General features: G+C 73.5%; 25 protein-coding genes. 8 read left to right on the top strand and 17 right to left on the bottom strand.

All coding sequences use genetic code 11. The annotated features are described in order from the left end of the window. Positions 1-7: 7 nt before the first annotated feature. Both ABZ172_RS06370 and ABZ172_RS06365 read right to left on the bottom strand, forming a co-directional pair. On the bottom strand, positions 8-679 hold the full coding sequence (locus ABZ172_RS06370) for a methionine ABC transporter permease (protein WP_356880738.1): 672 nt from the start codon (positions 677-679) through the stop codon (positions 8-10). Continuing rightward, on the bottom strand, positions 676-1,770 hold the full coding sequence (locus ABZ172_RS06365) for an ATP-binding cassette domain-containing protein (RefSeq protein ID WP_356880736.1): 1,095 nt from the start codon (positions 1,768-1,770) through the stop codon (positions 676-678). The genes ABZ172_RS06370 and ABZ172_RS06365 overlap by 4 nt, the downstream gene beginning before the upstream one ends. A gap of 569 nt (positions 1,771-2,339) precedes the next feature. Between ABZ172_RS06365 and ABZ172_RS06360 the strand changes: the two genes are divergently transcribed. Both ABZ172_RS06360 and ABZ172_RS06355 read left to right on the top strand, forming a co-directional pair. Continuing rightward, on the top strand, positions 2,340-2,699 hold the full coding sequence (locus ABZ172_RS06360; protein ID WP_356880734.1) for a hypothetical protein: 360 nt from the start codon (positions 2,340-2,342) through the stop codon (positions 2,697-2,699). A 2-nt stretch (positions 2,700-2,701) separates the two neighbouring features. Next, entirely contained in the window at positions 2,702-3,154 is a 453-nt protein-coding gene (locus ABZ172_RS06355) for a hypothetical protein (protein ID WP_356880732.1), read from the top strand. Between the two features lie 22 nt (positions 3,155-3,176). Here ABZ172_RS06355 and ABZ172_RS06350 read toward each other — a convergent pair whose 3' ends face one another. The 3 genes from ABZ172_RS06350 to ABZ172_RS06340 form a co-directional block, all read right to left on the bottom strand. After that, the gene (locus ABZ172_RS06350) at positions 3,177-3,680 is read right to left on the bottom strand and encodes a GNAT family N-acetyltransferase (RefSeq protein ID WP_356880730.1); all 504 of its coding nucleotides are present in this window, start codon (positions 3,678-3,680) and stop codon (positions 3,177-3,179) included. 37 nt (positions 3,681-3,717) lie between these two features. Further along, on the bottom strand, positions 3,718-4,338 hold the full coding sequence (locus ABZ172_RS06345; protein WP_356880728.1) for a sigma-70 family RNA polymerase sigma factor: 621 nt from the start codon (positions 4,336-4,338) through the stop codon (positions 3,718-3,720). A 107-nt stretch (positions 4,339-4,445) separates the two neighbouring features. Then, on the bottom strand, positions 4,446-5,621 hold the full coding sequence (locus ABZ172_RS06340; protein WP_356880726.1) for a glycerophosphodiester phosphodiesterase: 1,176 nt from the start codon (positions 5,619-5,621) through the stop codon (positions 4,446-4,448). A 232-nt stretch (positions 5,622-5,853) separates the two neighbouring features. On the opposite strand from ABZ172_RS06340, the gene ABZ172_RS06335 reads away from it, so the two are divergent. Then, the gene (locus ABZ172_RS06335) at positions 5,854-6,525 is read left to right on the top strand and encodes a lysophospholipid acyltransferase family protein (protein ID WP_356880724.1); all 672 of its coding nucleotides are present in this window, start codon (positions 5,854-5,856) and stop codon (positions 6,523-6,525) included. A gap of 49 nt (positions 6,526-6,574) precedes the next feature. Here ABZ172_RS06335 and ABZ172_RS06330 read toward each other — a convergent pair whose 3' ends face one another. From ABZ172_RS06330 to argH, 3 genes are all read right to left on the bottom strand, one after another. After that, positions 6,575-8,122, bottom strand: coding sequence for an MFS transporter (locus ABZ172_RS06330; protein ID WP_356880722.1), 1,548 nt, complete (start codon positions 8,120-8,122; stop codon positions 6,575-6,577). A 322-nt stretch (positions 8,123-8,444) separates the two neighbouring features. Continuing rightward, positions 8,445-9,416 (bottom strand): aldo/keto reductase, encoded by a 972-nt coding sequence (locus ABZ172_RS06325; RefSeq protein ID WP_356880719.1) that lies wholly within the window; start codon positions 9,414-9,416, stop codon positions 8,445-8,447. Positions 9,417-9,479: 63 nt separating this feature from the next. Continuing rightward, entirely contained in the window at positions 9,480-10,913 is a 1,434-nt protein-coding gene (gene argH, locus ABZ172_RS06320) for an argininosuccinate lyase (RefSeq protein ID WP_356880717.1), read from the bottom strand. A gap of 240 nt (positions 10,914-11,153) precedes the next feature. Between argH and ABZ172_RS06315 the strand changes: the two genes are divergently transcribed. Further along, positions 11,154-11,855 (top strand): L,D-transpeptidase family protein, encoded by a 702-nt coding sequence (locus ABZ172_RS06315; protein WP_356880715.1) that lies wholly within the window; start codon positions 11,154-11,156, stop codon positions 11,853-11,855. On the opposite strand, the gene ABZ172_RS06310 is transcribed toward ABZ172_RS06315, so the two are convergent. The 5 genes from ABZ172_RS06310 to argC all read right to left on the bottom strand — a co-directional run bounded on the left by ABZ172_RS06310 (position 11,849) and on the right by argC (position 16,804). Further along, positions 11,849-12,394, bottom strand: coding sequence for an arginine repressor (locus ABZ172_RS06310; RefSeq protein WP_356880713.1), 546 nt, complete (start codon positions 12,392-12,394; stop codon positions 11,849-11,851). The two genes, ABZ172_RS06315 and ABZ172_RS06310, sit on opposite strands and share 7 nt — an antisense overlap. Positions 12,395-12,419: 25 nt before the next feature. Continuing rightward, positions 12,420-13,616, bottom strand: coding sequence for an acetylornithine transaminase (locus tag ABZ172_RS06305; protein WP_356880711.1), 1,197 nt, complete (start codon positions 13,614-13,616; stop codon positions 12,420-12,422). Next, positions 13,613-14,539 carry an acetylglutamate kinase gene (gene argB, locus ABZ172_RS06300; protein ID WP_356880709.1) on the bottom strand — a complete coding sequence of 309 codons (927 nt, stop codon included), beginning with the start codon at positions 14,537-14,539 and terminating at the stop codon, positions 13,613-13,615. The genes ABZ172_RS06305 and argB overlap by 4 nt, the downstream gene beginning before the upstream one ends. Then, positions 14,536-15,690 (bottom strand): bifunctional glutamate N-acetyltransferase/amino-acid acetyltransferase ArgJ, encoded by a 1,155-nt coding sequence (gene argJ, locus ABZ172_RS06295; RefSeq protein WP_356880707.1) that lies wholly within the window; start codon positions 15,688-15,690, stop codon positions 14,536-14,538. The genes argB and argJ overlap by 4 nt, the downstream gene beginning before the upstream one ends. A gap of 85 nt (positions 15,691-15,775) precedes the next feature. Further along, complete coding sequence (gene argC / locus ABZ172_RS06290) at positions 15,776-16,804, bottom strand: N-acetyl-gamma-glutamyl-phosphate reductase (protein WP_356880705.1); 1,029 nt, start codon at positions 16,802-16,804, stop codon at positions 15,776-15,778. 237 nt (positions 16,805-17,041) lie between these two features. On the opposite strand from argC, the gene ABZ172_RS06285 reads away from it, so the two are divergent. Both ABZ172_RS06285 and ABZ172_RS06280 read left to right on the top strand, forming a co-directional pair. After that, positions 17,042-17,647 carry a dihydrofolate reductase family protein gene (locus tag ABZ172_RS06285; protein WP_356880703.1) on the top strand — a complete coding sequence of 202 codons (606 nt, stop codon included), beginning with the start codon at positions 17,042-17,044 and terminating at the stop codon, positions 17,645-17,647. A 332-nt stretch (positions 17,648-17,979) separates the two neighbouring features. Continuing rightward, positions 17,980-18,609: an SRPBCC family protein gene (locus ABZ172_RS06280; RefSeq protein ID WP_356880701.1), complete on the top strand. Its 630-nt coding sequence runs from the start codon at positions 17,980-17,982 to the stop codon at positions 18,607-18,609. Between the two features lie 297 nt (positions 18,610-18,906). On the opposite strand, the gene ABZ172_RS06275 is transcribed toward ABZ172_RS06280, so the two are convergent. After that, positions 18,907-19,305, bottom strand: coding sequence for a DUF5997 family protein (locus ABZ172_RS06275; protein WP_356880699.1), 399 nt, complete (start codon positions 19,303-19,305; stop codon positions 18,907-18,909). A gap of 58 nt (positions 19,306-19,363) precedes the next feature. Here ABZ172_RS06275 and ABZ172_RS06270 point away from each other — a divergent pair, with 58 nt between their 5' ends. Further along, the gene (locus ABZ172_RS06270) at positions 19,364-20,239 is read left to right on the top strand and encodes a LysR family substrate-binding domain-containing protein (RefSeq protein ID WP_356880697.1); all 876 of its coding nucleotides are present in this window, start codon (positions 19,364-19,366) and stop codon (positions 20,237-20,239) included. A 48-nt stretch (positions 20,240-20,287) separates the two neighbouring features. Here ABZ172_RS06270 and ABZ172_RS06265 read toward each other — a convergent pair whose 3' ends face one another. The 3 genes from ABZ172_RS06265 to ABZ172_RS06255 form a co-directional block, all read right to left on the bottom strand. After that, positions 20,288-21,439, bottom strand: coding sequence for a serine hydrolase domain-containing protein (locus ABZ172_RS06265; protein ID WP_356880695.1), 1,152 nt, complete (start codon positions 21,437-21,439; stop codon positions 20,288-20,290). Positions 21,440-21,540: 101 nt separating this feature from the next. Further along, a complete protein-coding gene (locus ABZ172_RS06260; RefSeq protein ID WP_356880693.1) occupies positions 21,541-22,116 on the bottom strand; it encodes a histidine phosphatase family protein in 576 nt (191 codons plus the stop codon). A gap of 250 nt (positions 22,117-22,366) precedes the next feature. Next, the gene (locus ABZ172_RS06255) at positions 22,367-23,827 is read right to left on the bottom strand and encodes a PLP-dependent aminotransferase family protein (RefSeq protein ID WP_356880691.1); all 1,461 of its coding nucleotides are present in this window, start codon (positions 23,825-23,827) and stop codon (positions 22,367-22,369) included. Between ABZ172_RS06255 and ABZ172_RS06250 the strand changes: the two genes are divergently transcribed. Beyond that, a complete protein-coding gene (locus ABZ172_RS06250) occupies positions 23,826-24,800 on the top strand; it encodes a DMT family transporter (RefSeq protein ID WP_356880689.1) in 975 nt (324 codons plus the stop codon). The genes ABZ172_RS06255 and ABZ172_RS06250 overlap by 2 nt on opposite strands.

Raw genomic sequence — 24,800 nt, 5'->3', positions numbered from 1 at the left:
GGGAAGGTCAGGAGGTGGTGCGGCCCCGTCGGGCCAGCAGGCGTACGGCTCCGTCGCCGATCAGCTGGACCACGGTCACGATCACGATGAGCAGCACGACGGTGATGAGCATGAACTGGTTGTCGAAGCGCTGGAATCCGTAGGTGACGGCCTTGGAGCCGAGCCCTTCGCCGCCGACCGCGCCGGCCATCGCGGAGTAGCCGATGAGCACGATGACGGTGGTGGTGACGCCGGAGACCAGCGAGGGCAGCGCCTGCGGCAGCAGGACCTTGCGGACGATGGTGGGGACCGAGCCGCCCATCGACTGGACGGCCTCGACGAGTCCGTGGTCGACCTCGCGCACCGCGGTCTCGACGAGCCGCGCGAAGAAGGGGATGGCGCCGATGGCGAGCGGCACGATCATCGCGGACGGTCCGATGAAGGTGCCGACGACCCAGGTGGTGAAGGGGATCAGCGCGATCAGCAGGATGATGAAGGGCAGCGAGCGGCCGATGTTCACGACCACGCCGACGACCTTGTTCACCACGGTGTTCTGCAGCAGTCCGCCCTTGTCGGTGAGGACGAGCAGGATGCCGAGCGGAAGCCCGCCGACGACGGTGACGAGCGTGGACCAGAGCACCATGTAGAGGGTGTCGACGGTGCCCTGCGAGAGCAGCGGCTGCATTTCGGACCAGGTCACTTCGCCACCTCCTGGGTGATCGTGGTGGTTCCGGTGGCCGCACCGGCCCCGGCGGGTGCGGTGGCGGCGGGGCCGTCGGTGGCGGGGTCACCGTCCACGACCTCGGCCTGGAGGCCCTGTTCGCGCAGGAAGCCGATCGGGACGACGTTCTCCTCGAAGCGTCCGGGCAGCTCGATCCGCATGCGCCCGATCTGCTTGCCGCCGACCGTGTCCATCGCGGCGCCGAGGATCGAGATGTCGATGTTGTACGTGCGGGAGAGCTGCGAGATCACCGGCTGGGCCGCGGCCTCGCCGTGGAAGGTGACGTCGACGACGGTGGCTCCGGGGCCGGAACCGGCGCCGCCCACCGGGAACAGCTCGTGGGCCAGTTCGGAGCCGGGGGTGGCCAGCAGGGCGCCGACGGTGCCCGCCTCGACGACACGGCCCTTCTTCATCAGCGCGGCCGAGTCGCAGACGGTCTTGACGACGTCCATCTCGTGCGTGATGAGCAGGACGGTGAGGCCGAGCTCCTGGTTGAGGTCGCGCAGCAGGTGCAGGATCGAGCGGGTGGTCTCGGGGTCCAGCGCGGAGGTCGCCTCGTCGGAGAGGAGCACCTTCGGGTCGCCCGCGAGGGCGCGGGCGATGCCGACGCGCTGCTTCTGCCCCCCGGACAGCTGGCCGGGGTAGGACTTGGCCTTGTCGGCGAGGCCGACGCGGTCGAGGAGTTCGAGCGCCTTGCGGGTGCGTGCCTGTCCGGAGATCCCGAGGATCTCCAGGGGGAGCTCGACGTTGTCGCGCACGGTGCGCGAGTCCAGCAGGTTGAAGTGCTGGAAGACCATGCCGATGCGGCTGCGCGCCCGGCGGAGGTCCTTGCCGGCCCGGCGGCCCCGGCCCGCGAGGGCCGTGAGGTTCTGGCCGTCGACCGTCACGGTCCCCGAGGTGGGGCGTTCGAGCAGGTTGACGCAGCGGATGAGGGAGGACTTGCCGGCGCCGCTCTGTCCGATGACGCCGTAGACCTCGCCCTCGCGGACGTGCAGGTCCACGCCGTCGAGGGCGGTGACCTCGCGGCCGCGTGACTGGTAGACCTTCGTGAGGCCCGAAGTGGTGATCACAGGGTTTCCGTCACTGTCGAGTGCGCGGCGCGGTGTCCGCCGGGCACGGGGCATTCGTCTGATGGGACTGTTCTCGGTGGTCGACCGGTGGGAGTCCCGGCACGGTCCGGATTCCGGCGGGCGGGCCGGGGCGGGACGTGTGCCCGGGCCGGACCGGTCCACGGGCGGCGCGGGCGCGGTCTCGCTTCGGGGCGCGAGGCTCGGCGGGGGCCCTCAGAAGGCGCGCATTCGACACATACAACGAGCACCGGGCGTCAGGATCGCCTCGGTCGCAGGGCTGCGGTAGCTCGTCGTGGTCATGGCGCAAGTAAAACAGACGTAACGTTCCGGTGATCCGCCGTGTCCGCATAGCGGACTGCGTGTCCAGCTCGCGCGGTCCGGCCCGACCGCAGACCCACAGCGCTGTGACCTGCGTGAACGCGGGCGCGGCCCGGTGCCCGTACCGGTGGTGACGCGATCATGCACGGCACGCCTGTGGTCAAGGCCACGCTTCCCGGGACGCCCGCGCCGCCCCGTCCCGCGCCGGGCCCGCACGCGGCGGCTCGGTACGTCCGTAATACCCTCACTGCATGCTTGACGCCCTGACGGTCGCGGTCGCCGTGACCGCGCTCGCCCTCGCCGCCTGGTGCGGAGTCGCCGCCTGCCGGGACCAGCCCACGAAGGACTGGCACTTCATCGGCATGGCCGTCGTGTCCGTGCTGGCGCTGGCGCAGCTGGTCGTGGGGATCGTGCAGCTGGCGCGGGGCGAGCGGCCCGAGCAGGGCATGACGATCTTCATCGCGTACCTGATCGGCGCTTTCGCCGCCGTACCGGCGGCGGGGTTCCTGTCGCTGTCGGAACGCACCCGCTGGGGTTCGGTGACGGTGGCGGCCGGAGCGGTCGTCCTCGCCGTGCTCGAAGTACGGCTCTACGACATCTGGGGAAACTGACGATGAGCGACACCGACCGCACCGGGGCGCCCGCCCCGCAGCACGACGCACCGGAGCAGCGGCAGCGGTTCGAGCTCGGTTCCGGTCCCGGCCGGGTGCTGGTCTGGTTCTACGGGGTGTTCACCGTGGCCGCCGCGTCCCGTTCGATCGTCGAGATGATCCTGGACTTCGGCCGGGCGCCGCTCGCCTACGTCCTCTCGGCCGTGGCCGCGGTCGTGTACGGCTTCATCACGTACTCGCTGGTGCGGGGCGGGGAGAGGGCGCGCAGGGCGGCGCTGCTGTGCTGCGCCGCCGAGCTCGCGGGCGTGCTGGTCGTCGGCGCCTGGACGCGGCTGGAGCCGTCCGCCTTCCCCGACAGCACGGTCTGGTCGGAGTTCGGCATGGGCTACCTGTTCATCCCGGTGATCCTGCCGGTCACCGGGATGATCTGGCTGCGCCGGGCGCGCAGGGCCTGACCCCGGGCGTCGCGGGAGCGGTTCAGGCGCTGGCCACGAAGGCCGGCGCGTCGGCGTCCTTCTCCAGCAGGACCATCCGGACCCCGTCGCCCCCGGTGGTGTTGCCCACCCGGGCGTAGCCCGCCTTGCGGTAGAGCCGCAGACTTCCCTCGCTGCGCTCGCCGGTGTGCAGCCGGAAGCGGGTGGCCGCACGCCCGTCCGTCAGGGCGGACTCGGCGGCGCGCAGGAGACGAGTGCCGAGGCCGTGCTTGCGGAGCCTGGGGTGGACGCAGAGCTTTCCGATCCGGCCGGTGCCGTCCGCGTCGGTGAAGCCGCGCACGGATCCCACGACCTCGTCGCCCAGCCGGGCCACGAACACCAGGTCCGCGCCGACTTCGTCCCGTACGGAGTCGAGGGACTGCACGAGCGGCTCGATCCGGTAGTTGCCGTAGAGCTCCGCCTCGCTCTGGAAACAGAGGTACTGGAGTCTGAAAATCTGCTCGACGTCCTGTGCCGTCGCCGCCGAGATGGTCACGCTCTTGCCCATGTGCGCATGCCTCCCGCTCACCTGCTCCGCCGGTTGTCTACCGCTCCATTCCCCACGGTTCAGGAGCCACAACCTCCGCCGTCAGCATTCTGCGCAGACATCCCAGGCATCGGGAACGCATCGGGCCCAAACTGCCCTGTGACATACCCAACTCCCCTGCGATCTCCCGGTACGTGGGGTCGTGGTCGGCCAGCATCGCCCCGAGTAAGCGCGGGCACCGGCCGGGCAGCCGGCCCACCGCGGCGTGCAGCGCGCGGCGTTCGTCGGTGCCCACGGTGATCCGCTCGGGGCAGCCGGACCAATCGCCCGGGGGTTCGCCCGTGCCGTAGGCGCGTTCGCGCCGGATCCTGCGGCGGGCGACCCGGGCCTCCGCGCGGACCGCGGTGCGGACCCAGCGCACCGGGTCCGCGGGCACCACCGGGCCGGGCCGCCGCTCCAGCAGCCGGAGCCAGACGGCCTGTTCGAGGTCGGCGGCCTCGAACCCGGCGCACTGGGCCTCGGCCGCCGCCTCCGCGCGCACCAGCGCGTGCAGGGTGCGGACGGCGCGCTCCGCGGGGCCGTCCGCCGCGGGGACCGGGGCGGCGGACGGGACATGTGCAGGGACGGGGACGGCAGGGGCCTGTGCAGACGCGGGCGGGACATGATCATCAGGAGTCATGCCGGGTCAACGCCGCCCGGACGGGGCCGGTTGCCGGCCCCGGGGAGCTCCACCCGACCGGGGCATGCGGGCCGGGCGGCTGACGCCCCCGGCCCGGTCCCCCGGTCTCAGCTCTCTGCGGAGCCGGCGGTGAAGTCGGCCGCCGCGAGCAGGGCGGTGTCGGGGTTGTCGGAGAAGATCCCGTCGATGCCCGTCCCGAAGTACACGCGCAGGGCGCCGAACACGTCGCCGTAGGCGTTCGGGTCGGTGCCGCGGCGGAAGTCGGCGGCCAGGAAGGTGTTCTCGTTGCGCATCGTGTACGGGTGCACGACCAGGCCCCGGGCGTGCGCGTCCGCGACCAGCGAGGTGGGGGTGGTCAGCCGTCCGGCGCCGTCCCGGGGGACGACCAGGTCCAGGGTGGGGCCGATGCCCTGCGCGAACGACGCGATCCACTTCAGCCCCGCGGGCGTGACCAGGTCGGCGACGGTGCGGGGGTCGCCGGACTCGACGAAGTCCCAGGGGCGTTCGCCGGCCCCGGACAGCAGGACGACCCGGGGCGTGGCGACGAGGTCCGCGAGCCGCCGCACGGAGCTCGGCTCGAAGGACTGGAGGATCAGCGCGGAGTCCGCCCGGTGGCGTCCGTGGCGGCGCAGCAGCCGGGCGAGGGGCTCCTCCAGGCCGAGGCCCAGGCTCCGGAAGTAGCTGGGGTGCTTGGTCTCGACGTAGAGCCAGACGGCCCTGCCGCGCCTGCGGCCCTCCTCGTCGGCCCAGCGCAGGACCTCTTCGAACGTGGGGATCTCCCAGCGCCCGTCGTAGACCGTGTTCTCCTGGCGGTTGCCGGGGATCCGCTCCGTGGCGCGGAGCGTCTTCAGCTCGGCGAGGGTGAAGTCCTCGGTGAACCAGCCGGTGAGGGACGCGCCGTCGATCCGCTTGGTGGTCCTGCGGCCCGCGAACTCGGGGTGCTCGGCGACGTCGGTGGTGCCGGTGATGTCGTTCTCGTGCCGGCAGACGAGGTGGCCGTCCCGGGTCGGCACGAGGTCCTGTTCGACGATGTGCGCGCCCAGGTCCAGGGCCAGCCGGTAGGAGCCGAGCGTGTGTTCGGGCCGGTAGCCGCTGGCGCCCCGGTGTCCGATGACGGTGGGCACCGGCAGGTCCCGGTAGGAGCCGTGCCCGGCGCCCCGGTCGGCGGGCGCGCCACGCCCGGCGGCGTGCGCGGTTCCGGACGCGGCGAGTGCCGTCGTACCGAGGACGGCGGCTCCCAGGAGGGTCCGCCGACCGGGTGCAGTCTGCGCGCGGTCTGTCATGAATGCTCCTCGCCTGTGATGTCCGGCACCTTCGGGGGAGGCTTGATGGTAGGCGGCTGCGCCATCGGTGGGGCGGCCCGTGGACGAACACGGCGGAAACACGCGTCAACACTGCGTATCGGCCGCGTGAACCCGATGTGCGCGGAGGCGGCACCCGCGAGTATCGTCCTCACCTGCACATACCCTCACGACTTTCCGCCCCGGCCGCCCGGCCACGACACCGGAGGACGCGTTGTCCCGACTCACGGTCATCAAGGCAGTGCTCGGACCGATCCTGCGTCTGCTCTTCCGGCCCCAGGTGGAAGGCGTGGAGAACATCCCGGGGACCGGTCCGGTGATCCTGGCGGGCAACCACCTGACGTTCATCGACTCCATGATCATGCCGATCTGCTGCGACCGGCCGGTGTTCTACATCGGCAAGGACGAGTACGTGACCGGCAAGGGCCTCAAGGGCCGGGCGATGGCGTGGTTCTTCACGGGCTGCGGCATGATCCCGGTCGACCGCGACGGTGGCCGCGGCGGTGTCGCGGCGCTGATGACGGGCCGTCGGGTGCTGGAGGAGGGGCAGGCCTTCGCCATCTACCCCGAGGGCACCCGCTCCCCCGACGGCCGCCTCTACCGGGGCCGCACCGGGATCGCCCGGCTGACCCTGATGACCGGCGCGCCGGTCGTGCCGTTCGCGATGATCGGCACGGACAAGCTGCAGCCGGGCGGCGCCGGCCTGCCCCGCCCGGGCAAGGTGACGGTCCGCTTCGGTGAGCCGATGGAGTTCTCCCGGTACGAGGGCATGGACCGCGACCGCTACGTCCTGCGGGCCGTCACCGACTCCGTGATGGCCGAGGTGATGCGGCTGTCCGGTCAGGAGTACGTCGACATGTACGCCACGAAGGCCAAGGCCGCCTGACCCGTTCGGGTACGTCCCGGAGGCCCGGCGCGATGGTGCGCCGGGCCTCTCATTCGTCGGGGATGATCCCCTCCTCCAGTCTCTGGCCGCGCAGCAGGTACCAGGCGGACACCGCGGTCGCGAGCAGGACGACGGCACCGACCGCCGCCGACACCCGCAGCCCGTTGACGAAGGCCTCCTGGGCCGCGACGACGAGTTCGCCGCCCTGGGGCGCCGGCAGCCGCCCCGCCGCCTCCACGGCCCCGCCGAGCGACTCGTGGGCCGCCGCCGCCGCGGCGGCCGGGATGCCCTCGGGGGTGCCGAAGCCCTTGTAGACCCCGGTGACGATGGATCCGAGCAGGGCGATGCCGAGGGCCGCGCCGAGCTCGTACGCCGTCTCGGACACCGCCGACGCGGAGCCCGCCTGCTCCTTGGGGACGCTGGAGAGGATGACGTCGGAGGTGACGGTGAAGGCGAATCCCGCACCGACGCCCACCACCAGCAGCAGCGCCCCGATCAGGGGGTACGCGGTCTCCTTGTGGATCACCGTGACCACGGCGAGGCACACGCCGATGGCCCCGAGCCCGAGGGCGACGACGGAGCGCACGGAGTAGCGGCGCGCCACCCGCCCGGCCAGCAGCCCCGCGGTCACCGCGCCGACGGCCGCAGGCAGTTCGGCGAGGCCGGCCTCCAGCGGTCCCCGGCCCTGGACCAGCTGGAGGAACTGCGAGAGGAAGAAGACGATCCCGGAGAGGCCGAGGATGGTCAGCAGGTCGGCGAGGACCGCGCCGGAGAAGCCGCGGTGGTGGAAGAGCCGCATGTCCAGCAGCGGCGCCGGAAGAGTGAGCTGGCGGCGTACGAACCAGGTGAGGGCCAGCAGCCCGGCGACCGCCGCGGCGACGTTCCCCCCGCTCACGCCGTGGGCGGCGGCCTCCTTGATCGCGTACACGACGCCGATCATGCCGACCAGGGACAGCCCCACGCTGGGCAGGTCCCAGGGGCCCGGCGCCGGGTTCCTGGACTCGGGGATCATCCTGCTGCCGACGGCGACGAGGACCGCCATCACGGGCAGGTTGATCAGGAAGACCGAGCCCCACCAGAAGTGCTCCAGCAGAAGTCCGCCCACGACCGGGCCGACGGCGGCCCCGGCCGCGGCCATGGCACCCCAGATGCCGACGGCGAGGCTGCGTTCGCGCGGATCGTGGAAGAGGTTGCGGATCAGGGCGAGGGTGGACGGCATCAGCGTGGCGCCCGCGACCCCGAGCAGGGCCCTGGCCACGATCATCATCTCGGGGCTCGTCGCGTAGGCGTTGAGCAGGGAGACCGCGCCGAAGGCGGTCGCACCGGTCAGCAGCAGCTTCTTCCGGCCGATGCGGTCGCCGAGGCTGCCCATGGAGACCAGCAGCCCGGCGATGACGAAGGAGTAGACGTCGCCGATCCACAGCAGCTGGGTCGCGGTCGGTTCGAGGTCCTCGCTGAGGAAGGGCGTGGCCAGGCCGAGGACGGTGGCGTCGACGGCGACCAGCAGCACCGCGAGGACGAGGACCGCGAGGGCGATCCACCGGCCCGGGTGGTGCTCGTCGCCCGTGACGCCCGCCCGCGAGAAGGTGCTGCTCATTTCTCCACGCTCCGGCGTGCTCCGCCGGGGAGCAACTCGGCGATCATGTGCGGGAGGTCCTGCGCGGCGCGCCGCCCCGAGGCCGGTACGTGGGCCGGGCCGCCCCTGCGGCGGCCCGGGCGGTCGCATGCCGGGCGGTCGCATGCCGGCCGGCCCCGCTCCGGCGGACCGGCGCCCGGGCGGGGCTGCCGCGGGAGGGCTTCGCCGCCCGCGCCGGCCGGGCCGTGTGGACCGGACGCCGCGCCGGACGCCGCCCCGCGCCCGGCGCGGGACCGCGGCTCCGGCCGACGGGGTTCCGTGCGCGGCGCGCGGGGCGGGCCGGTCAGCTCCAGGGCAGTGCGGCGCGGTGGCGCCAGTACGCCTCCGGCTCCTCCACCAGGGCGGCCAGCCGGTCCAGCCGCTCCGGGTCGAGGTCGAGCAGCGGCGCGTGCAGGTTGGCCGCCAGCTGGGTGACGGTGGCCGCGCCGGACAGGACGACGCCCGCCCACGGCAGGCGCAGGACGAGCGCCAGGGCGACGGCGTCGGCGTCCAGCCCGGCCTCGGCCCCGATCGCGCGGACGACGGCGGGTGCCTCGGTGCCGGCGAGCCGGCCGTTGGCCATGGCCTCCTTGACGATCACGGTGACCCCGGCGTCGTGCGCCTCGGCGAGGGCCGCCCCGGCGGAGGTCTCCAGGGCGTTGTAGGTGGCCTGGACGGTGCGGAAGAGGGGCTCGCCGTCCACGGTCACGGCGAGGGCCGCCCGGATGGCGTCGGCCTGTCCGGGGCCGCTCGTGGAGAAGCCGACCGTGGTGCCCCCGGCGGCCAGCCCGGCGAGCCGCGCGTGCAGGTCCTTGTCGCCGAGCGCGGGGCTGTCGGGGGTCACCGAGTGGATCTGGTAGAGGTCGACCCGGTCGCCGAGCAGCGCGGCCGTCTCGGCGTGCTGGCGCTCGAAGGCGGCGAGCGAGTGGTCCTTGACCTCGTGCTCCTCGGCGTCCGGCCGCCAGTCACCGGTGTAGGTGTAGCCCCACTTGCTGCCGATGACCGCGTCCGTCGCCTCGGGGCGGGCGGTCAGCCACTCGGCGAGGAACTCCTCGGCCCGGCCGTAGGAACGGGCGGCGTCGAAGTAGCGCACGCCCTGGGCGTAGGCGGCGTCCAGGAGTTCGTGGGTGCGGACGCGCAGGGCGTCCACACCGCGGTCGCCGGGCAGGTCCCGCTCGCGGTGCGGGGTGATGTAGCCGGGCCTGCCGACGGCGGCCAGGCCGAGCCCGATGTGCGAGGTCGGGGTGGTCGCTCGGTTCAGGCGGGAGAAGGGCATCGCGGGCTCCTCGGGGTCGGTTCCGAACGCCTTCCCGTCAACGTAGCCCGCGACGCCTGCGAATCAGCCGCGCGCCGTCGCCCAGGCGTGCTGCGTCACCAGGTCGGCCTTCACCTCGGCCAGCTGGACGGCCACGGCCGAGGGCGCCGTACCGCCGCGCCCGTTGCGGGAGGCGAGTGCGCCGGGGACGTTCAGCACGGTGCGCACCTCGGGGGTGAGGTGACCGGAGATCTTCGCGAACTGCTCGTCGGTGAGCTCGTCGAGCTCGATGCCCTCCTGCTCGCAGACCTTCACGCACTCGCCCGCGACCTCGTGCGCCACCCGGAAGGGGACGCCCTGCTTGACGAGCCATTCGGCGATGTCGGTGGCGAGCGAGAAGCCGGCCGGGGCCAGCTCCTCCATGCGCTCCCGGTGGACCGTGAGCGTGGCCATCATCCCGGTGAAGGCCGGGAGCAGGATCTCCAGCTGGTCGCAGGAGTCGAAGACCGGCTCCTTGTCCTCCTGGAGGTCGCGGTTGTAGGCGAGCGGGAGGGCCTTCAGGGTCGCCATCAGGCCGGTCAGGTTGCCGATCAGGCGGCCGGACTTGCCCCGGGCCAGCTCGGCGATGTCCGGGTTCTTCTTCTGCGGCATGATCGAGGAGCCGGTGGAGAAGGCGTCGTGGAGCGTGACGAAGGAGAACTCCTTCGTGTTCCAGATGATGACCTCCTCGGCGATCCGGGAGAGGTTGACGCCGATCATCGCGGTGATGAAGGCGAACTCGGCGACGAAGTCGCGGGACGCGGTGCCGTCGATGGAGTTGGCGACGGACCCGTGCTCGAAGCCGAGGTCCGCGGCGACCGCCTCGGGGTCCAGGCCGAGCGAGGATCCGGCCAGCGCTCCGGAACCGTACGGGGACACCGCGGTCCGCTCGTCCCACTGCCGCAGCCGCTCGGCGTCCCGGGAGAGGGACTGCACGTGCGCGAGGACGTGGTGGGCGAAGAGGACGGGCTGGGCGTGCTGGAGGTGCGTACGGCCGGGCATGGCGACGTCGGGGTGCGCCTCGGCCAGTCCCACCAGCGCGTCCTGGAGCTCGGCCACCAGCCCGCCGATGATCCGGGCGTGGTCGCGCAGGTACATCCGGAAGAGGGTGGCGACCTGGTCGTTGCGGGACCGGCCGGCGCGCAGCTTTCCGCCGAGGTCCGGGCCGAGCCGCTCCAGGAGGCCGCGCTCCAGCGCGGTGTGCACGTCCTCGTCGGCGATGGTGCCGGTGAACGAGCCGTCGGCGACGGCGGCCTCCAGCGCGTCCAGGCCCTCGGTCATCCGGGTCAGCTCGTCGTCGGTGAGCAGCCCCGCCCCGGTGAGCACGCGCGCGTGGGCACGGGAGCCGGCGATGTCGTAGGGGGCCAGCCGCCAGTCGAAGTGGACGGACGCGGACAGCTTGGCCAGCGCCTCGGCCGGACCGTCGGCGAAACGGCCGCCCCAGAGGCGTACGTCGCTGTTTCCGGTGCCGTTGCTCACTGCGTGCTCCTCGGGAGTGCAAGGGATGTGCGTCCGCCTCGCGGCGTGATGGCATAACTATGCAATGGTCTGCATGCATTGTCAAAGCTGCCGGTCGGAGCGGGTGCGGTGCGGTGCGGCAGGGGGATCGCCGGGGCCGGGTGCGGCTGTGCCTGCGGGCGTCTCCGCGCGGGGTGGGGCGCTGGGCCGTACGGAGCAGTGCGGTGGGGGCGGCCGGCCGCGCCCCGTACGGTCCGGAGCATGCGCAGACTCCTGGTGACCGCATCGGTCCTCCTGGCCCTGACCGGCTCCCTCGCGGCGCGGCCTTCCGGGCCCGCGCCCCTTCCGGAACGGCTGGCCGACACGGGCGGCGGCACCCAGCTGATCACCGCGGAGGCACCCGGCACGGACTCCACCACGGGCACGGTCACCTGGTGGGACCGGCGCGGGGGCCGCTGGACGGCGGCGGGTTCGGCCCCCGCCCGCTTCGGGGCGAACGGCCTGACGGACGGCGCCACCCGCACCCAGGGCACGAACACCACGCCCACCGGCCTGTACGACCTGCCGTACGCCTTCGGGACCGAGGCCGCCGCGCCGGGGACCCGCTACCCCTACCGGCGGGCCGTCGAGAGCGCGTGGTGGTGCCAGGACAACGCGTCGCGCGCCTACAACCGGTGGGTGGACCCGCGGCCCGCGGACTGCCGCCCCGAGGAGGCCGAGCACCTCGTCGGCTACGCCGTCCAGTACGCCCGGGCCCTCGTCATCGGGTTCAACTACCACCGGCCGGTGCGGGGCAGGGGCGCCGGGATCTTCCTGCACGTGAACGGCAAGGGGGCGACGGCGGGTTGTGTGTCGGTGCCGGCGGACGCCATGGACCGGATCCTGGCCTGGGCCGACCCGTCCCGCCGCCCGCACATCGCGGTCGGGACGGAGTCCGGACCGACCGCGATCACCCGTTACTGAACTCCGCGGTCGTTCTGGGCGAGGCGGAGCAGGTGGTCGGCGAGCGCCTGACCGCCGAGCGGGTCACGGCTGATCAGCATCAGCGTGTCGTCGCCCGCGATGGTGCCGAGGATCTCCCGGAGTTCGGCCTGGTCGATGGCCGAGGCGAGGAACTGGGCGGCGCCGGGCGGCGTGCGCAGCACCACGAGGTTGGCCGAGGCCTCCGCCGAGATGAGCAGTTCGGCGGAGAGCCGGCGCATCCGCTCCTCCTTCGCCGACCCCCCGAGCGGTGCCTGCGGGGTGCGGAAACCGCCCTCGCTCGGCACCGCGTAGATGAGCTCGCCGCCGGTGTTGCGGATCTTGACCGCGCCGAGCTCGTCGAGGTCGCGGGAGAGTGTCGCCTGGGTGACGCTCAGCCCGTCGTCGGACAGGAGTCTGGCCAGCTGGCTCTGCGAGCGCACCGGCTGACGGTTCAGGATGTCCACGATCCTGCGGTGCCGTGCCGTGCGGGTCTGTGGCACCGACGGCCCGCCCTGATCGGTTTCCTGCGCCTCGGTCATCGTCGTCGCCTCATTCTCCGGATCGTCACTCCCCGGATCGTCCGTCCCCGTATGCCGCGTCGAGGGCTCCCGGCAGGATCCGCAGGAACGCGTCCACCTCGGCGTCACCGATGATCAGCGGCGGCATGAGCCGTACGACGTCGGGGGCGGGTGCGTTCACCAGGAGTCCGGCTCCCTGGGCCGCCTGCTGCACCTTCTGCGCGAGGGGTCCGGTGAGCACGATACCCAGCAGCAGCCCCGAGCCGCGGACATGGGAGACCAGCGGGTGGCCGAGGTCCTCGACGCCCTCCCGGATCCGCTCGCCGAGCCGCTTCACCGTGTCCAGCGCGCCGTCGGCGGACAGGGTGTCCAGCACGGCGAGACCGGCGGCGCAGGCGACCGGGTTGCCACCGAACGTGGTGCCGTGCTGACCGGGCTTCAGCAGGTCGGCCGCGGCACCGAACGCCACGGTGGCGCCGATCGGCAGTCCGCCGCCGAGCCCCTTGGCCAGCGTGACCACGTCGGGCTCGACACCCTGGTGGGCCTGGTGCTCGAACCAGTGGCCGCAGCGCCCGATCCCGGTCTGCACCTCGTCCAGGACGAGCAGCGTGCCGGTGGCCCGGGTGATCTCCCTGGCCGCCTCCAGATAGCCCCGGGGCGGGACGACGACACCGTTCTCGCCCTGGACCGGCTCGATGACCAGCAGCGCGGTGTCGGTGGTCACGGCGGCCCGGAGCGCCTCGGCGTCGCCGTACGGCACGTGCGTGACGTCGCCCGGCAGCGGGAGGAACGGGGTCCGCTTCGCGGGCTGGCCGGTCAGGGCGAGGCTGCCCATGGTCCGGCCGTGGAAGCCGCCGTCGGTGGCGACCATGTGGGTGCGCCCGGTCAGCCGGCCGATCTTGAAGGCCGCTTCGTTGGCCTCGGCGCCGGAGTTGCAGAAGTAGACCCTGCCCGCGCGTCCGAAGAGCTGGAGCAGCCGCTCGGCGAGCGCGATGGGCGGCTCGGCGGTGTAGAGGTTGGAGACGTGGCCGAGGGTGGCGATCTGCGCGGAGACGGCCGCGGTCACTGCGGGGTGGGCGTGGCCGAGCGCGTTGACGGCGATACCGCCGACGAAGTCGAGGTACTCGGTGCCCTCCGCGTCCCAGACCCGGGGCCCCTCGCCGCGCACCAGAGGCAGCTGCGGGGTGCCGTAGTTGTCCATCAGCGCACCCTGCCAGCGCTGCGCGAACTCCTGGTTGCTCATGACTCCCCCTCTGCGCCGGCGCGTGCGGCGGGCGTTGCGTCGGGCACGACCATCGTGCCGATTCCCTCGTCGGTGAAGATCTCCAGCAGGATCGAGTGCTGGACCCGGCCGTCGATGACCCGGGCGGTCTCGACGCCGTTGCGCACGGCGTGGAGGCAGCCCTGCATCTTGGGCACCATGCCGCTGGAGAGGTCGGGCAGCAGCTTCTCCAGCTGGGTGGCGGTGAGCCGGCTGATGACGTCGTCGCTGTTCGGCCAGTCCTCGTAGAGGCCCTCGACGTCGGTGAGGACCATCAGCGTCTCGGCGTTCAGCGCGGCGGCGAGTGCGGCCGCCGCGGTGTCGGCGTTGACGTTGTAGACGTGGTTGTCCTCCGCCGAGCGGGCGATGGAGGAGATGACCGGGATCCGGCCGTCGTCCAGCAGTGCCTGGATGGCCCCGGTGTCGATGGCGGTGACCTCTCCGACCCGGCCGATGTCGACGGCCTCGCCGTCGATCACGGGCCGGTGCTGGACGGCCGTGATCGTGTGGGCGTCCTCGCCGGTCATCCCGACGGCGAGCGGGCCGTGCTCGTTGAGCAGGCCGACGAGCTCGCGCTGGACCTGCCCGGCCAGAACCATGCGGACGACGTCCATGGCCTCGGGCGTGGTGACGCGCAGCCCGGCCTTGAACTCGCTGACCAGACCGTGCCGGTCGAGCTGGGCGCTGATCTGCGGGCCCCCGCCGTGCACCACGACGGGCTTCAGCCCGGCGTGCCGCAGGAAGACGACGTCCTGGGCGAAGGCGGCCTTCAGCTCCTCGTCGACCATGGCGTTGCCGCCGAACTTGATGACCACGGTCTTGCCGTGGTGCCGGGTCAGCCAGGGCAGCGCCTCGATGAGGATCTGTGCCTTCGGCAGCGCGGTGTGCTTCCTCGCGGCGCTCATGAGCTGTACGCGCTGTTCTCGTGGACGTACTCGGCGGTGAGGTCGTTGGCCCAGATGACGGCGGACGCGTCGCCCGCCGCGAGGTCCGCGGTGATCCTGACCTCCCGGTAGCGCATGTCGACCAGTTCCCGGTCCTCCCCGACGCTGCCGTTCCTGCACACCCAGACGTCGTTGACGGCGACGTTGAGCCGGTCGGGCTCGAAGGCGGCCCGGGTGGTGCCGATCGCGGAGAGGACCCGGCCCCAGTTGGGGTCCTCGCCGTGGACGGCGCACTTGAGGAGGTTGTTGCGGGCGATGCTCCGGCCGACCTCGACGGCGTCGTCCTCGGTCGCCGCGTTGGTCACCTCGATGCGGATGTCCTTGGACGCGCCCTCGGCGTCGCCGATCAGCTGGCGGGCGAGGTCGGCGCAGACGCGCTGCACGGCGGCGTCGAACTCGGCCGGCTCCGGGGTGGCCCCGCTCGCCCCGGAGGCGAGCAGCAACACGGTGTCGTTGGTCGACATGCAGCCGTCGGAGTCGATCCGGTCGAAGGTGGTGCGGGTGGCGGCGCGCAGCGCGGTGTCGAGGGCGGGGGCCTCGACGTCGGCGTCGGTGGTGAGGACGACCAGCATCGTGGCGAGCCCGGGGGCGAGCATGCCCGCGCCCTTGGCCATGCCGCCGACGGTCCAGCCGTCCCCGTCCGCGACGGCGGTCTTGTGGACGGTGTCCGTGGTCTTGATCGCGAGGGCGGCCTTCTCGCCGCCGTGTTCGCTCAGCGCCTCCGCGGCCTCGGCGATGCCGGCCAGGACCTTGTCCATGGGCAGGAGCTGCCCGATCAGACCGGTCGAGGCGACCGCGATCTCGCCGGCGCTGTGCCCGGGGAGGACCTCGGCGGCCCGCTCCGCGGTGGCGTGGGTGTCCTGGAAGCCCTGGGGTCCCGTACAGGCGTTGGCGCCGCCGGAGTTGAGGACGACGGCGGTCACCTCGCCGCTCCTGAGCACCTGTTCCGACCAGAGGACGGGCGCGGCCTTGACGCGGTTGGCGGTGAAGACGCCCGCGGCGGCGCGGCGGGGACCGTTGTTGACCACGAGGGCCAGGTCGGGACCGCCGCTCTCCTTGATCCCGGCGGCGATGCCCGCCGCCGTGAATCCTCTCGCTGCCGTGACGCTCACTGCATCTCCTCGTTCGCTCCTGCGTCCGCGCGGTGCGGCGGCGCGGCTTTCGTGGTCCGCGGCCGGACGGCCGGGCGTGCCTCGCTCACGGTGCGACCCCGATCGTGGAGAGACCCGTGTCCTCGGCAAGTCCGAGGGCGATGTTCATGCTCTGCAGGGCGCCTCCGGCGGTGCCCTTGGCCAGGTTGTCGATGGCGCTGATCACGATGATCCGGCCGGCCGCCTCGTCGTGGGCGACCTGGATCTGCACGGCGTTGGATCCGTACACCGCCGCGGTGGAGGGCCACTGCCCCTCGGGCAGCAGGTCGACGAACGGCTCGTCGGCGAAGGCCTTCTCGTAGGTGGCGCGGAGCGACGCGGCGTCCACTCCGGGCCTGGCCCGGGCGCTGCACGTGGCGAGGATGCCCCGGGGCATGGGCGCGAGGGTCGGCGTGAAGGACACGGAGACGGGCTCACCGGCCGCCGCACCGAGGTTCTGGATCATCTCGGGGGTGTGCCGGTGGACGCCGCCGACGCCGTAGGGGGTCATGTTGCCCATGACCTCGGAGCCGAGCAGGTGCGGCTTGGCCGCCTTGCCCGCGCCGGAGGTGCCGGACGCCGCGACGACCACGGCCTCCGGTTCGGCGAGGCCGTCCGCGTAGGCCGGGAAGAGCGCGAGGGAGACGGCCGTCGGGTAGCAGCCGGGCACGGCGATGCGCCTGGTCCCCCTCAGGGCGGCGCGGGCGCCGGGGAGTTCGGGCAGGCCGTAGGGCCAGGTGCCGGCGTGCGGCGAGCCGTAGAAGCGCTCCCAGTCCGCCGGGTCCACGAGCCGGAAGTCGGCGCCCATGTCGACGACGAGCACCTCGTCACCGAGCTGTTCGGCCACGGCGGCGGACTGTCCGTGCGGCAGGGCGAGGAAGACGACGTCGTGTCCGCCGAGCACCTCCGCGGTGGTCGGCTGCAGGACGCGGTCCGCCAGCGGCCTCAGGTGCGGCTGGAGCCCGCCGAGCAGCTCACCGGCGTTGGAGTGGGCGGTGAGGGCCCCGATCTCGACCTGTGGGTGGGTGAGGAGCAGGCGGAGCAGCTCCCCGCCGGCGTATCCGCTCGCCCCTGCCACTGCCGCACGTACCACCATCGGAATTCCTCCTCATCGATGGCATGACTATACGCATCTATGCAGTTTTATGCAAAAGCCGGAGCGGGGCGTACCGGGGTCCCGGTGTGGCTGAGCGCTTCGGCGAAATCCTGCACGTGGAACGTGGATCGGCTGAGCGTGACGCTCGGCCGGACCCTTTTCGCTCCACGGCGCGGCCGATGAGTTTGTGGCTCCCGGCCGGTCCAAGCTCGTGACACCTCAGAAAAGGACACTGCCATGTCAGAGCTTCTCGTCAACTTCATCACCTCCCTCGACGGCTACGCAGCCGGAGAGGGGTGGCCCGGGTTCTGGGGCCTCGAGGGCCCGGAGTACCTCGCATGGCTCGGCGAGCAGCCCGAGGCCACCTATCTGATGGGAGCGAACACCTACCGCCTGATGTCGGGCTTCGCCGCAGGCGAGGTCCCGCAGGGCCAGGACGAGTTCAGGCCCGAGGAAGAAGAATCCGTCGACGGGCTCACGCGAGCTTCCAAGGTGGTGTTCTCCTCCTCCCTCGAGGAACCCCTGGCATGGGCCGGCTCCACCCTCGTCCGCGACGACGCCGTCGAGGCGGTCCGCGCCATGAAGTCGAGCGGCTCGGGGCTCCTGAGCACGCTCGGCAGCCTCAGCCTGTGCCGGACCCTGCTCCGAGCCGGACTCGTCGACCGCTTCCGGGTCGTGATGTTCCCTGTGATCACCGGGGCCACGGGCGAGGAACGCATCTACGACGGCTATCCGGACGTCGCCCTGGAGATGATCGAGCACCGTACCTTCGACGGCCGTATCCAGCTGGTCGAGTACACGCCCCGGGTGCTCGACCACCCGCCGCTCGGCGCCCCTGCGTGACGGCTCCCGTCCGCCGCTCCGGAGAGCCGCCGGGCCGACGCCGACGGGCGGCCGACGCCGGGGCGCCCGGCCCCCGTGGCACCCGAGCCGTCGCAGGTCGGTCCGGGTGCGCCCGCCCGGACCGCGGTCTCCGCGGGGATGCACCGGTGCGACACGGATGCGCCGCCGGAGGCTTCCCCGAGCGGAGTCTCGTGAGCGGAGCGCTCTGCACGACCGAGGGGGCCGGCCTCGGTCGCACCCGGTCGGGCGCGAGGGGCGGAACTCCGCTTGTATGGACGGGGACCACCGGGTCCGGCACGGACGGACGGGCGTACGGAGAGGGGCTGAGCGGCATGGGTGAGATCGTGGACGAGATCGGCCGGGTGCACCGGAAGGTCGGTACGCGCCGGGTGGCCTCGGAGTCGGCCGGCACGGTGCTGCTGCGGCGCACCTTCGACGCCGGTGCCGCCGAGGTCTGGAGCGCGGTGACCTCCCCGGAGCGGATCGCGCGGTGGTTCCTCCCGGTGACCGGTGAGTTCCGGGTGGGCGGGAGCTACCAGCTGGAGGGGAACGCGGGCGGCGAGATCCTGGAGTGCGTGCCCGAGGAGCGCCTGCGGGTGTCCTGGCTGTTCGGCCCCGACCCCGGCTTCAGCGAGGTGGAGGTGCGCCTCACGCCCCGGGACGGGTCGACGGTGTTCGAGCTGGAGCACGTGTCCGTGGTCCCGGAGGAATTCCGGAGTCAGTACGGCCCCGGCGCCGTCGGCATCGGGTGGGACCTGGCCCTGCTGGGGCTGGGGTGGCACCTGGCGGGCGACGGGCTGAGCCCGGAGGAGGCCGTGGAGTGGCAGTCCTCGCCCGAGGCGAGGGCCTTCGTCACACGCTCGGGCGAGGAGTGGGGACGTGCCTTCGCCGCGACCGGGGCCGACCCGGAGACCGTGACGGCGACGACCGTGGCGACGGTCGCGTTCTACACGGGCGAGTAGGGCGGACCGCTCCGGCCACGGTACGGCGGCCCGGCCGGCGCGGTCCTCCCCGTACCGCCGCGCGGCGCGCCGCGGTGCCTGCGGCCGGGAGCGTCCCCGGCCCGGAGCTGCCTCGCGCCGACGGCGTACGGGACCCGGGCCACTCGACCGGCGGCGGACGGGACACGGACCACTCGACCGATGGCCCACGAGACATGGGACACGGACCACTCGACCGGCGGCAGTGGACGGCCCGGGGCGGCGCGCCGCGTCCCGGGGGCCACGGCGGGCGGGACCCGGGACGCCCCGCCGGGGGGCTCAGTCGCGGTCGGCCCGCTCGGCCCGGGCGGCGTTGCGCTCCTTGATGCGGACCGCCTCCTTGCGGACCTCGGCCTGGGTGGCGCGCTCCTTCAGGAGCCACTCCGGGCCCTCCTGCTTCAGCGCGTCGATCTGCTCCGTCGTGAGCGGCTCCGTGACACCGCCGCGCGCGAGGCCGGCGATGGAGACGCCCAGCTTCGAGGCGACCACCGGGCGGGGGTGCGGGCCGTTGCGGCGCAGCTCCTCCAGCCACCGGGGCGGGTCGGACTGCAGCGCGTTCAGCTCGGCGCGCGAGACGACGCCCTCCTGGAACTCGGCGGGGGTGGCTTCGAGGTACACACCCAGCTTCTTCGCCGCGGTGGCGGGCTTCATCGTCTGGGTGGTCTGGTGCGACGTCATGGTGTCCAGGGTATCGAGCGTGTGCGGCCCCTCCGACCACGGCCGGTAACCTGGCGGGGTGACAGGCTCGGAAACACCCCCTGCGTTCCGGCTCGCCTACGTCCCGGGCGTGACCCCGACCAAGTGGGTGCGGATCTGGAACGAACGGCTGCCCGGGACCCCGCTGACCCTCGTCGGCGTCCCCGCGGCCGACGCGGCCGCCCTGCTGCGCGACGGCGGCGCGGACGCCGGTTTCGTGCGGCTGCCCGTCGACCGTACCGGCCTCAGCGCGATCCCCCTGTACACCGAGACGACGGTCGTGGTGATCCCCAAGGACCACGACGCCTGCGCCGTCGAGGAGCTGGCGGTGGCGGACCTCGCCGAGGAGATCGTGCTCCATCCCCTCGACGACACGCTCGACTGGGAGCGTCCGCCGGGCCGGCCCGCCTTCGAGCGGCCCGCCACGACCGCGGACGCCGTCGAGCTGGTGGCGGCGGGGGTGGGGCTGCTCGTCGTCCCGCAGTCGCTGGCCCGTCTGCACCACCGCAAGGACCTCACCTACCGGCCGCTGACCGGTGTCCCCGAGTCGCGGATCGCCCTGTCGTGGCCGGAGGAGAAGACCACCGACCTGGTGGAGGAGTTCATCGGGATCGTCCGGGGACGGACCGTGAACAGCACCCGGGGCCGTCCTCCGACGCCGCCGCAGCCGAAGGGCGGGCGCGCCGAGAAGACGGGTGGCGCCGCTCCGCGCAAGGCCGCCGGGAACAGGACGGGCCGGGGCGGTTCGGGCTCGGGGGGGCCCGGCGGCGCCAAGGGTGCTTCCGGCGGTGGCAAGGGCGGTTCAGGTGGTGGCAAGGGCGGTTCAGGTGGTGGCAAGGGCGGTTCAGGTGGTGGCAAGGGCGCCAAGAATCCGCGGGGCGGCGCCAAGCGCGGGAAGCCCCGCCGCCGGCCGTAGCCGTCCGGCCCCACGGGCGGCCGTCGGGCCGGCCGCAGCGCAGGGGGCTCACAGGGCCGCGTACACCGCGTCGATCAGTGCCGTCTTGCGCGGGTCGTCGGCGATGTGCGGGCCCATCCGGTTCATGACGTACCCGAGCGCCAGGCCGGCCTCCGGGTCGGCGAGGCCGCAGGAGCCGCCCGCCCCGTCGTGGCCGACGGCACGCGGGTTCGGGCCGTAGGAGCCGTTCGGACCGCTCAGCCAGAGCCCGAGGCCCAGCTCGGTCTCGTGGGTGAAGCCCTCCCCCAGCACCAGGTCCCGGCAGCTGCCCTGCCCCTCGCGGACCCGCTCGGCCGCCTCCTCGGACAGGATCCGCCTGCCGTCGAGGCTGCCGCGGCCCGCGAGGACGCCGTAGAGGGAGGCGACGGCGCGCGCGGTGCCGTGGCCGTTGGCCGCGGGGATCTCGGCGGCCCGCCACTGCGGGGTGTTGGCGGCGGCCGTGCCGGTCACCGGGTTGAGCAGTGAGGCGATGGCCAACGGCTCCATCCGGGCGAAGAGGGCGGCCTGTTCGCGGGCGACGGACTTCGGCTGGACGAGCTCGGCGGCCCGGTGCGCGTCCTCCTCGGGGAGGCCCACCGTGAAGTCGATCCCGAGCGGCCCGGTGACCTCCTGTCGCAGGAACTCCCCGGACAGCAGACCGGTGATCCGGCGGACGACCTCGCCGACCAGGAAGCCGTACGAGATGGCGTGGTACCCGGAGCGGGTGCCCGGCTCCCACCAGGGCTCGGTGGCCGCGAGGCGGGCCGTGGTCAGTTCCCAGTCGTAGAGCTCGGCCAGGGTGTGCGGGTCGCGCAGTCCGGCGACGCCCGAACGGTGCGAGAGCAGGTGGCGGACGCGCACCGCCTCCTTGCCTCGGGCGGCGAACTCGGGCCAGTAGGCGGCGACGGGGGCGTCCAGGTCCAGCAGTCCGCGGTCGACGAGGAGGTGCGCGCAGAGCGCGGTCGGGCCCTTCGTCGTCGACCAGACGTTGACCACCGTGTCCCGCTCCCAGGGCCGGGTCCGCGCTCCGTCGGCCCAGCCGCCCCAGAGGTCCACCACCGGCCGTCCGCCGAGCAGGACGGTGACCGCGGCCCCCAGCTCGTCGCGCTCGGCGAAGTTCGCCGCGAACGCGTCGCGCACGGCGGCGAACCGGTCGTCGCAGTGGCCTTCGATGTGCGGCACGGGCGCTCCCCTCGTCGGTGCCAGGCACCATACCGACTGGTCGGACGGGCGGGAAGGCGCAGGGCGCGCGGTTCCTTCGACCGGGTGACCGGGTGACCGGGTCAGTGACCGACCGATTCGAGGCTGAGGCTCCACCGGCCCGGCAGCCCGGTGATCGTCACGGCGGAGAGCGGGCGGACGTCGACGTTCCAGTACGTCGACGGCGGCGCCCTGAGGGCGTAGACCAGGGCCGCGCGGACGACGGCGGGTTCGGCGACGGCGACGACGGCACCGTCCAGGACCGGCCGGGTGTCGAGCCAGCTGCCGACCCGGGTGATGAAGGCGAGCAGGGACTCACCGCCGTGCGGGGCGGAGCGCGGATCGGTGAGCCAGGCGTCGACACCGGCCGGCTCGCGCGCGGCGACCTCGGCGAGCGTCATCCCCCGCCAGCGGCCCATGTCGCAGTCGCGCAGTGCCGGCTGGACGAGCGGGGCGAAGCCGAGGGCGTCGCCGGTGGCGCGGCTGCGGGGCGTCGGTGAGCAATAGCGGAGCTCGGCGGCGCCGAGCGGGACCAGGGTGTGGGCGGCGAGCTGGATCTCGCGCCAGCCCTCGTGGTCGAGCGGCCGGTCGTCATCGAAACGCTCGGCGAGGAGGGCGGAGCTGCGTGCTGCGGCGACCAGGGACACCCGAACACTCATGGGCGCGATCGTGGGGCCGTCCGCGCCACGGGTCAAGAGGGCGGTACGGAAAGGGAGTTCAGCCGTTCACGGTCAGGGCGGGGTGCGTTCGTCGCGGCGTTGCCTTCGTCACGGCCCTGGGGCCCGGGCGGGGTGTGCCTTCGTCGCGGTGCCTTCGTCACGGCGGCGCCTCGTCACGGCCCGGGCGCCCGGGCCGCGCCGCCCCTCCCCCGGCTGCGGTCCGGCCATCCGGGAGGCGGGGCCTCGTCGTTCATCCGGGAAGGCCGTCGCGCACCGTGGGCAGCTCGTCGACGGCGGTGCGCAGTCTGCGCATCCCCTCGGCGATCTCGGCGACCCCCGAGACGGCCGCGAAGCTCAGCCTGAGGTGCGCGGCGGGCGGTTCGGCGCAGTGGTACGGACGGCCGGGTGCGACGGCGACCCCGGCCCTGAGGGCGGCGGCGACCAGGGCGGGTTCGCCTGCCGGCGGGCCGGGGAGCCTGAGCCAGATGCTCCCGCCGCCCGACGGCACGTGCGGCAGGGCGAGCTCGGGCAGTCCGGTGCGCACCGCCGCGGTCATCGCGGTGCGGCGGACGGCGAGTTCGGCGGCCACGGCCCGGAGGTGGCGCTCCCAGGACGGGGAGCCCACGAGTTCGAGTGCCGCTTCCTGGACCGGGCGCGGGACGAAGAAGCTGTCGACGACCTGGATGGCGCGCAGCCGCTCCAGGACGGGGCCGCGGGCGGCCAGCGCGCCGACCCGCAGGCTCGGCGACGTGATCTTGGTGAGGGAGCGTACGTGGACGACGACGCCGTCCGGGTCGTGGGCGGCCAGCGGGGCGGGCAGCGGGCCCGCGTCCGCGTGGGCGAGGCGGCGGGCGAAGTCGTCCTCGACGACGAAGGCGCCGGCCTGCCGGGCGGCCCGCACGATCCGTGCGCGCCGGTCCGGGGCGAGGATCGCGCCCGTCGGGTTCTGGAAGAGCGGCTGGCAGACCAGGACCCGGGCCCCGGTCGCCCGGAACGCGGCCTCCAGCAGGTCGGGCCGCACCCCGTCGGCGTCCACCGGCACCGGGACCGGCCGCAGCCCCGTGGCGCGGGCGGCGGCCAGCATGCCCGGGTAGGTGGGTGATTCGACGAGGACGGGGGCTCCCGGCGGGGCGAGCGCCCGCAGCGCGGTGGCCAGGGCGCTCTGGCCGCCCGCCGTGATCAGGACGTCGGACCCGGTGAGGGTGCCGCCGATCTCGCGGGCGAACCAGGCGCGCAGCTCGGCGAGCCCGTCGGTGGGCGGCCTCCCCCAGGCCCCCGGCCTGCGCCCCGCGCGGGCCAGGGCGGCGGCCAGGGCGCGCTCGGGCTGGAGGCCGGGGTGCAGGTACCCGCCGTTGAACTCGATCACCCCGGGGGGCGGTGCGGCGAGGGTGACGAGGACACCCGAGGCGTCGACGGTGCGCGGCACCACCTCCGGGCCGCCGTCCCCGCTGAGCGAGACCTCCTGCCAGGAGGTGTCCCCCGGGGCGGGGACCGCGGTCTCGGCGGCGGCGCGAAAGGCCCCGGAGCCGGGCCGGGTGACGACCAGGCCCTCGGAGGCGAGCTGCGCGACCGCCCGGGAGACCGTCACCGGGCTGACCCTGAACCGTTCGACGAGCACCCGGCTCGACGGCAGCTTCTCACCCGGTGAGTAGCGGTTCAGCTCACCCCGAAGGGATTTCACCAGCTCGGACACGCTGCTACGCTCATGCATGAGAGCAGAGAATAGCGCTACCCCAGAGACTGCGATAGCGGTCGACGACCGCGTCTCCGAGGCGCGCCGCGGCCCCGGAAGCGGGGTCGTCCTCGCGGGGCTCGGCGTCCTGGCCTTCTCCCTGACCTTCCCCTCGACCGTGTGGGGCCTGGAGAGTTTCGGCCCCTGGTCGCTGGTCGCCCTGCGCAGCGCGCTCGCCGCACTCGTCGCGGGGTGCGCCCTGCTCGCGGGCCGGGTGCCGGCGCCCGGGAGACGGCACTGGACCGGCCTCGCGGTCGTCGCCGGCGGCGTGGTGGTGGGTTTCCCGCTGCTGACCTCGCTGGCCCTGCAGACCTCCACCAGTTCGCACGCGGCCGTCGTGGTCGGGCTGCTCCCGCTGACCACCGCACTCCTCTCGGCGCTGCGCACCGGAGCCCGTCCGCCGCGTGCGTTCTGGGCCGCGGCGCTGGCGGGTGCGGCCGTCGTGATCGCCTTCACGGTCGGGCAGAGCGGCGGGAAGCTCTCCGGCGGCGATCTGTACCTCTTCGGGGCACTGCTGGTCTGCGCGGCGGGCTACACCGAGGGCGGCAGGCTGGCCCGGGTGATGCCCGGCTGGCAGGTGATCGGCTGGGCGCTGGTCCTCGTCCTGCCGCTCGCGGTGGCGGGCGCGGCGGTGGCGCTGCCCCTCGAACCGGTGCACCTCACGGCGCACGGTGTCGTCGGGCTGGTCTGGGTGGCCGTCGGCTCCACCTTCCTGGGCCTGTACGTCTGGTACCGGGGCATGGCGGAGATCGGGGTCCCGCGCGCGAGTCAGCTCCAGCTGGCGCAGCCGCTGCTCACACTGGTCTGGTCGTTCCTCGTCCTCGGCGAGGAGGTGTCCGGGGCGGCCCCGGTGGCCGCGGTGGCCGTCCTGGTCTGCATCGCCGTCACCCAGCGCGCGGGGAGCCCCGGCGCCCGCCGCCGCAGGGAAGCCGACTCGCCCGTCGGGTCATAG

The sequence above is a fragment of the Streptomyces sp. NPDC006296 genome, from assembly GCF_040613235.1.
Taxonomy (GTDB): Bacteria; Actinomycetota; Actinomycetes; order Streptomycetales; family Streptomycetaceae; genus Streptomyces.
The sequence above is the reverse complement of the archived record's forward strand: the minus strand, read 5'-3'. Positions and strand labels throughout refer to the sequence as shown.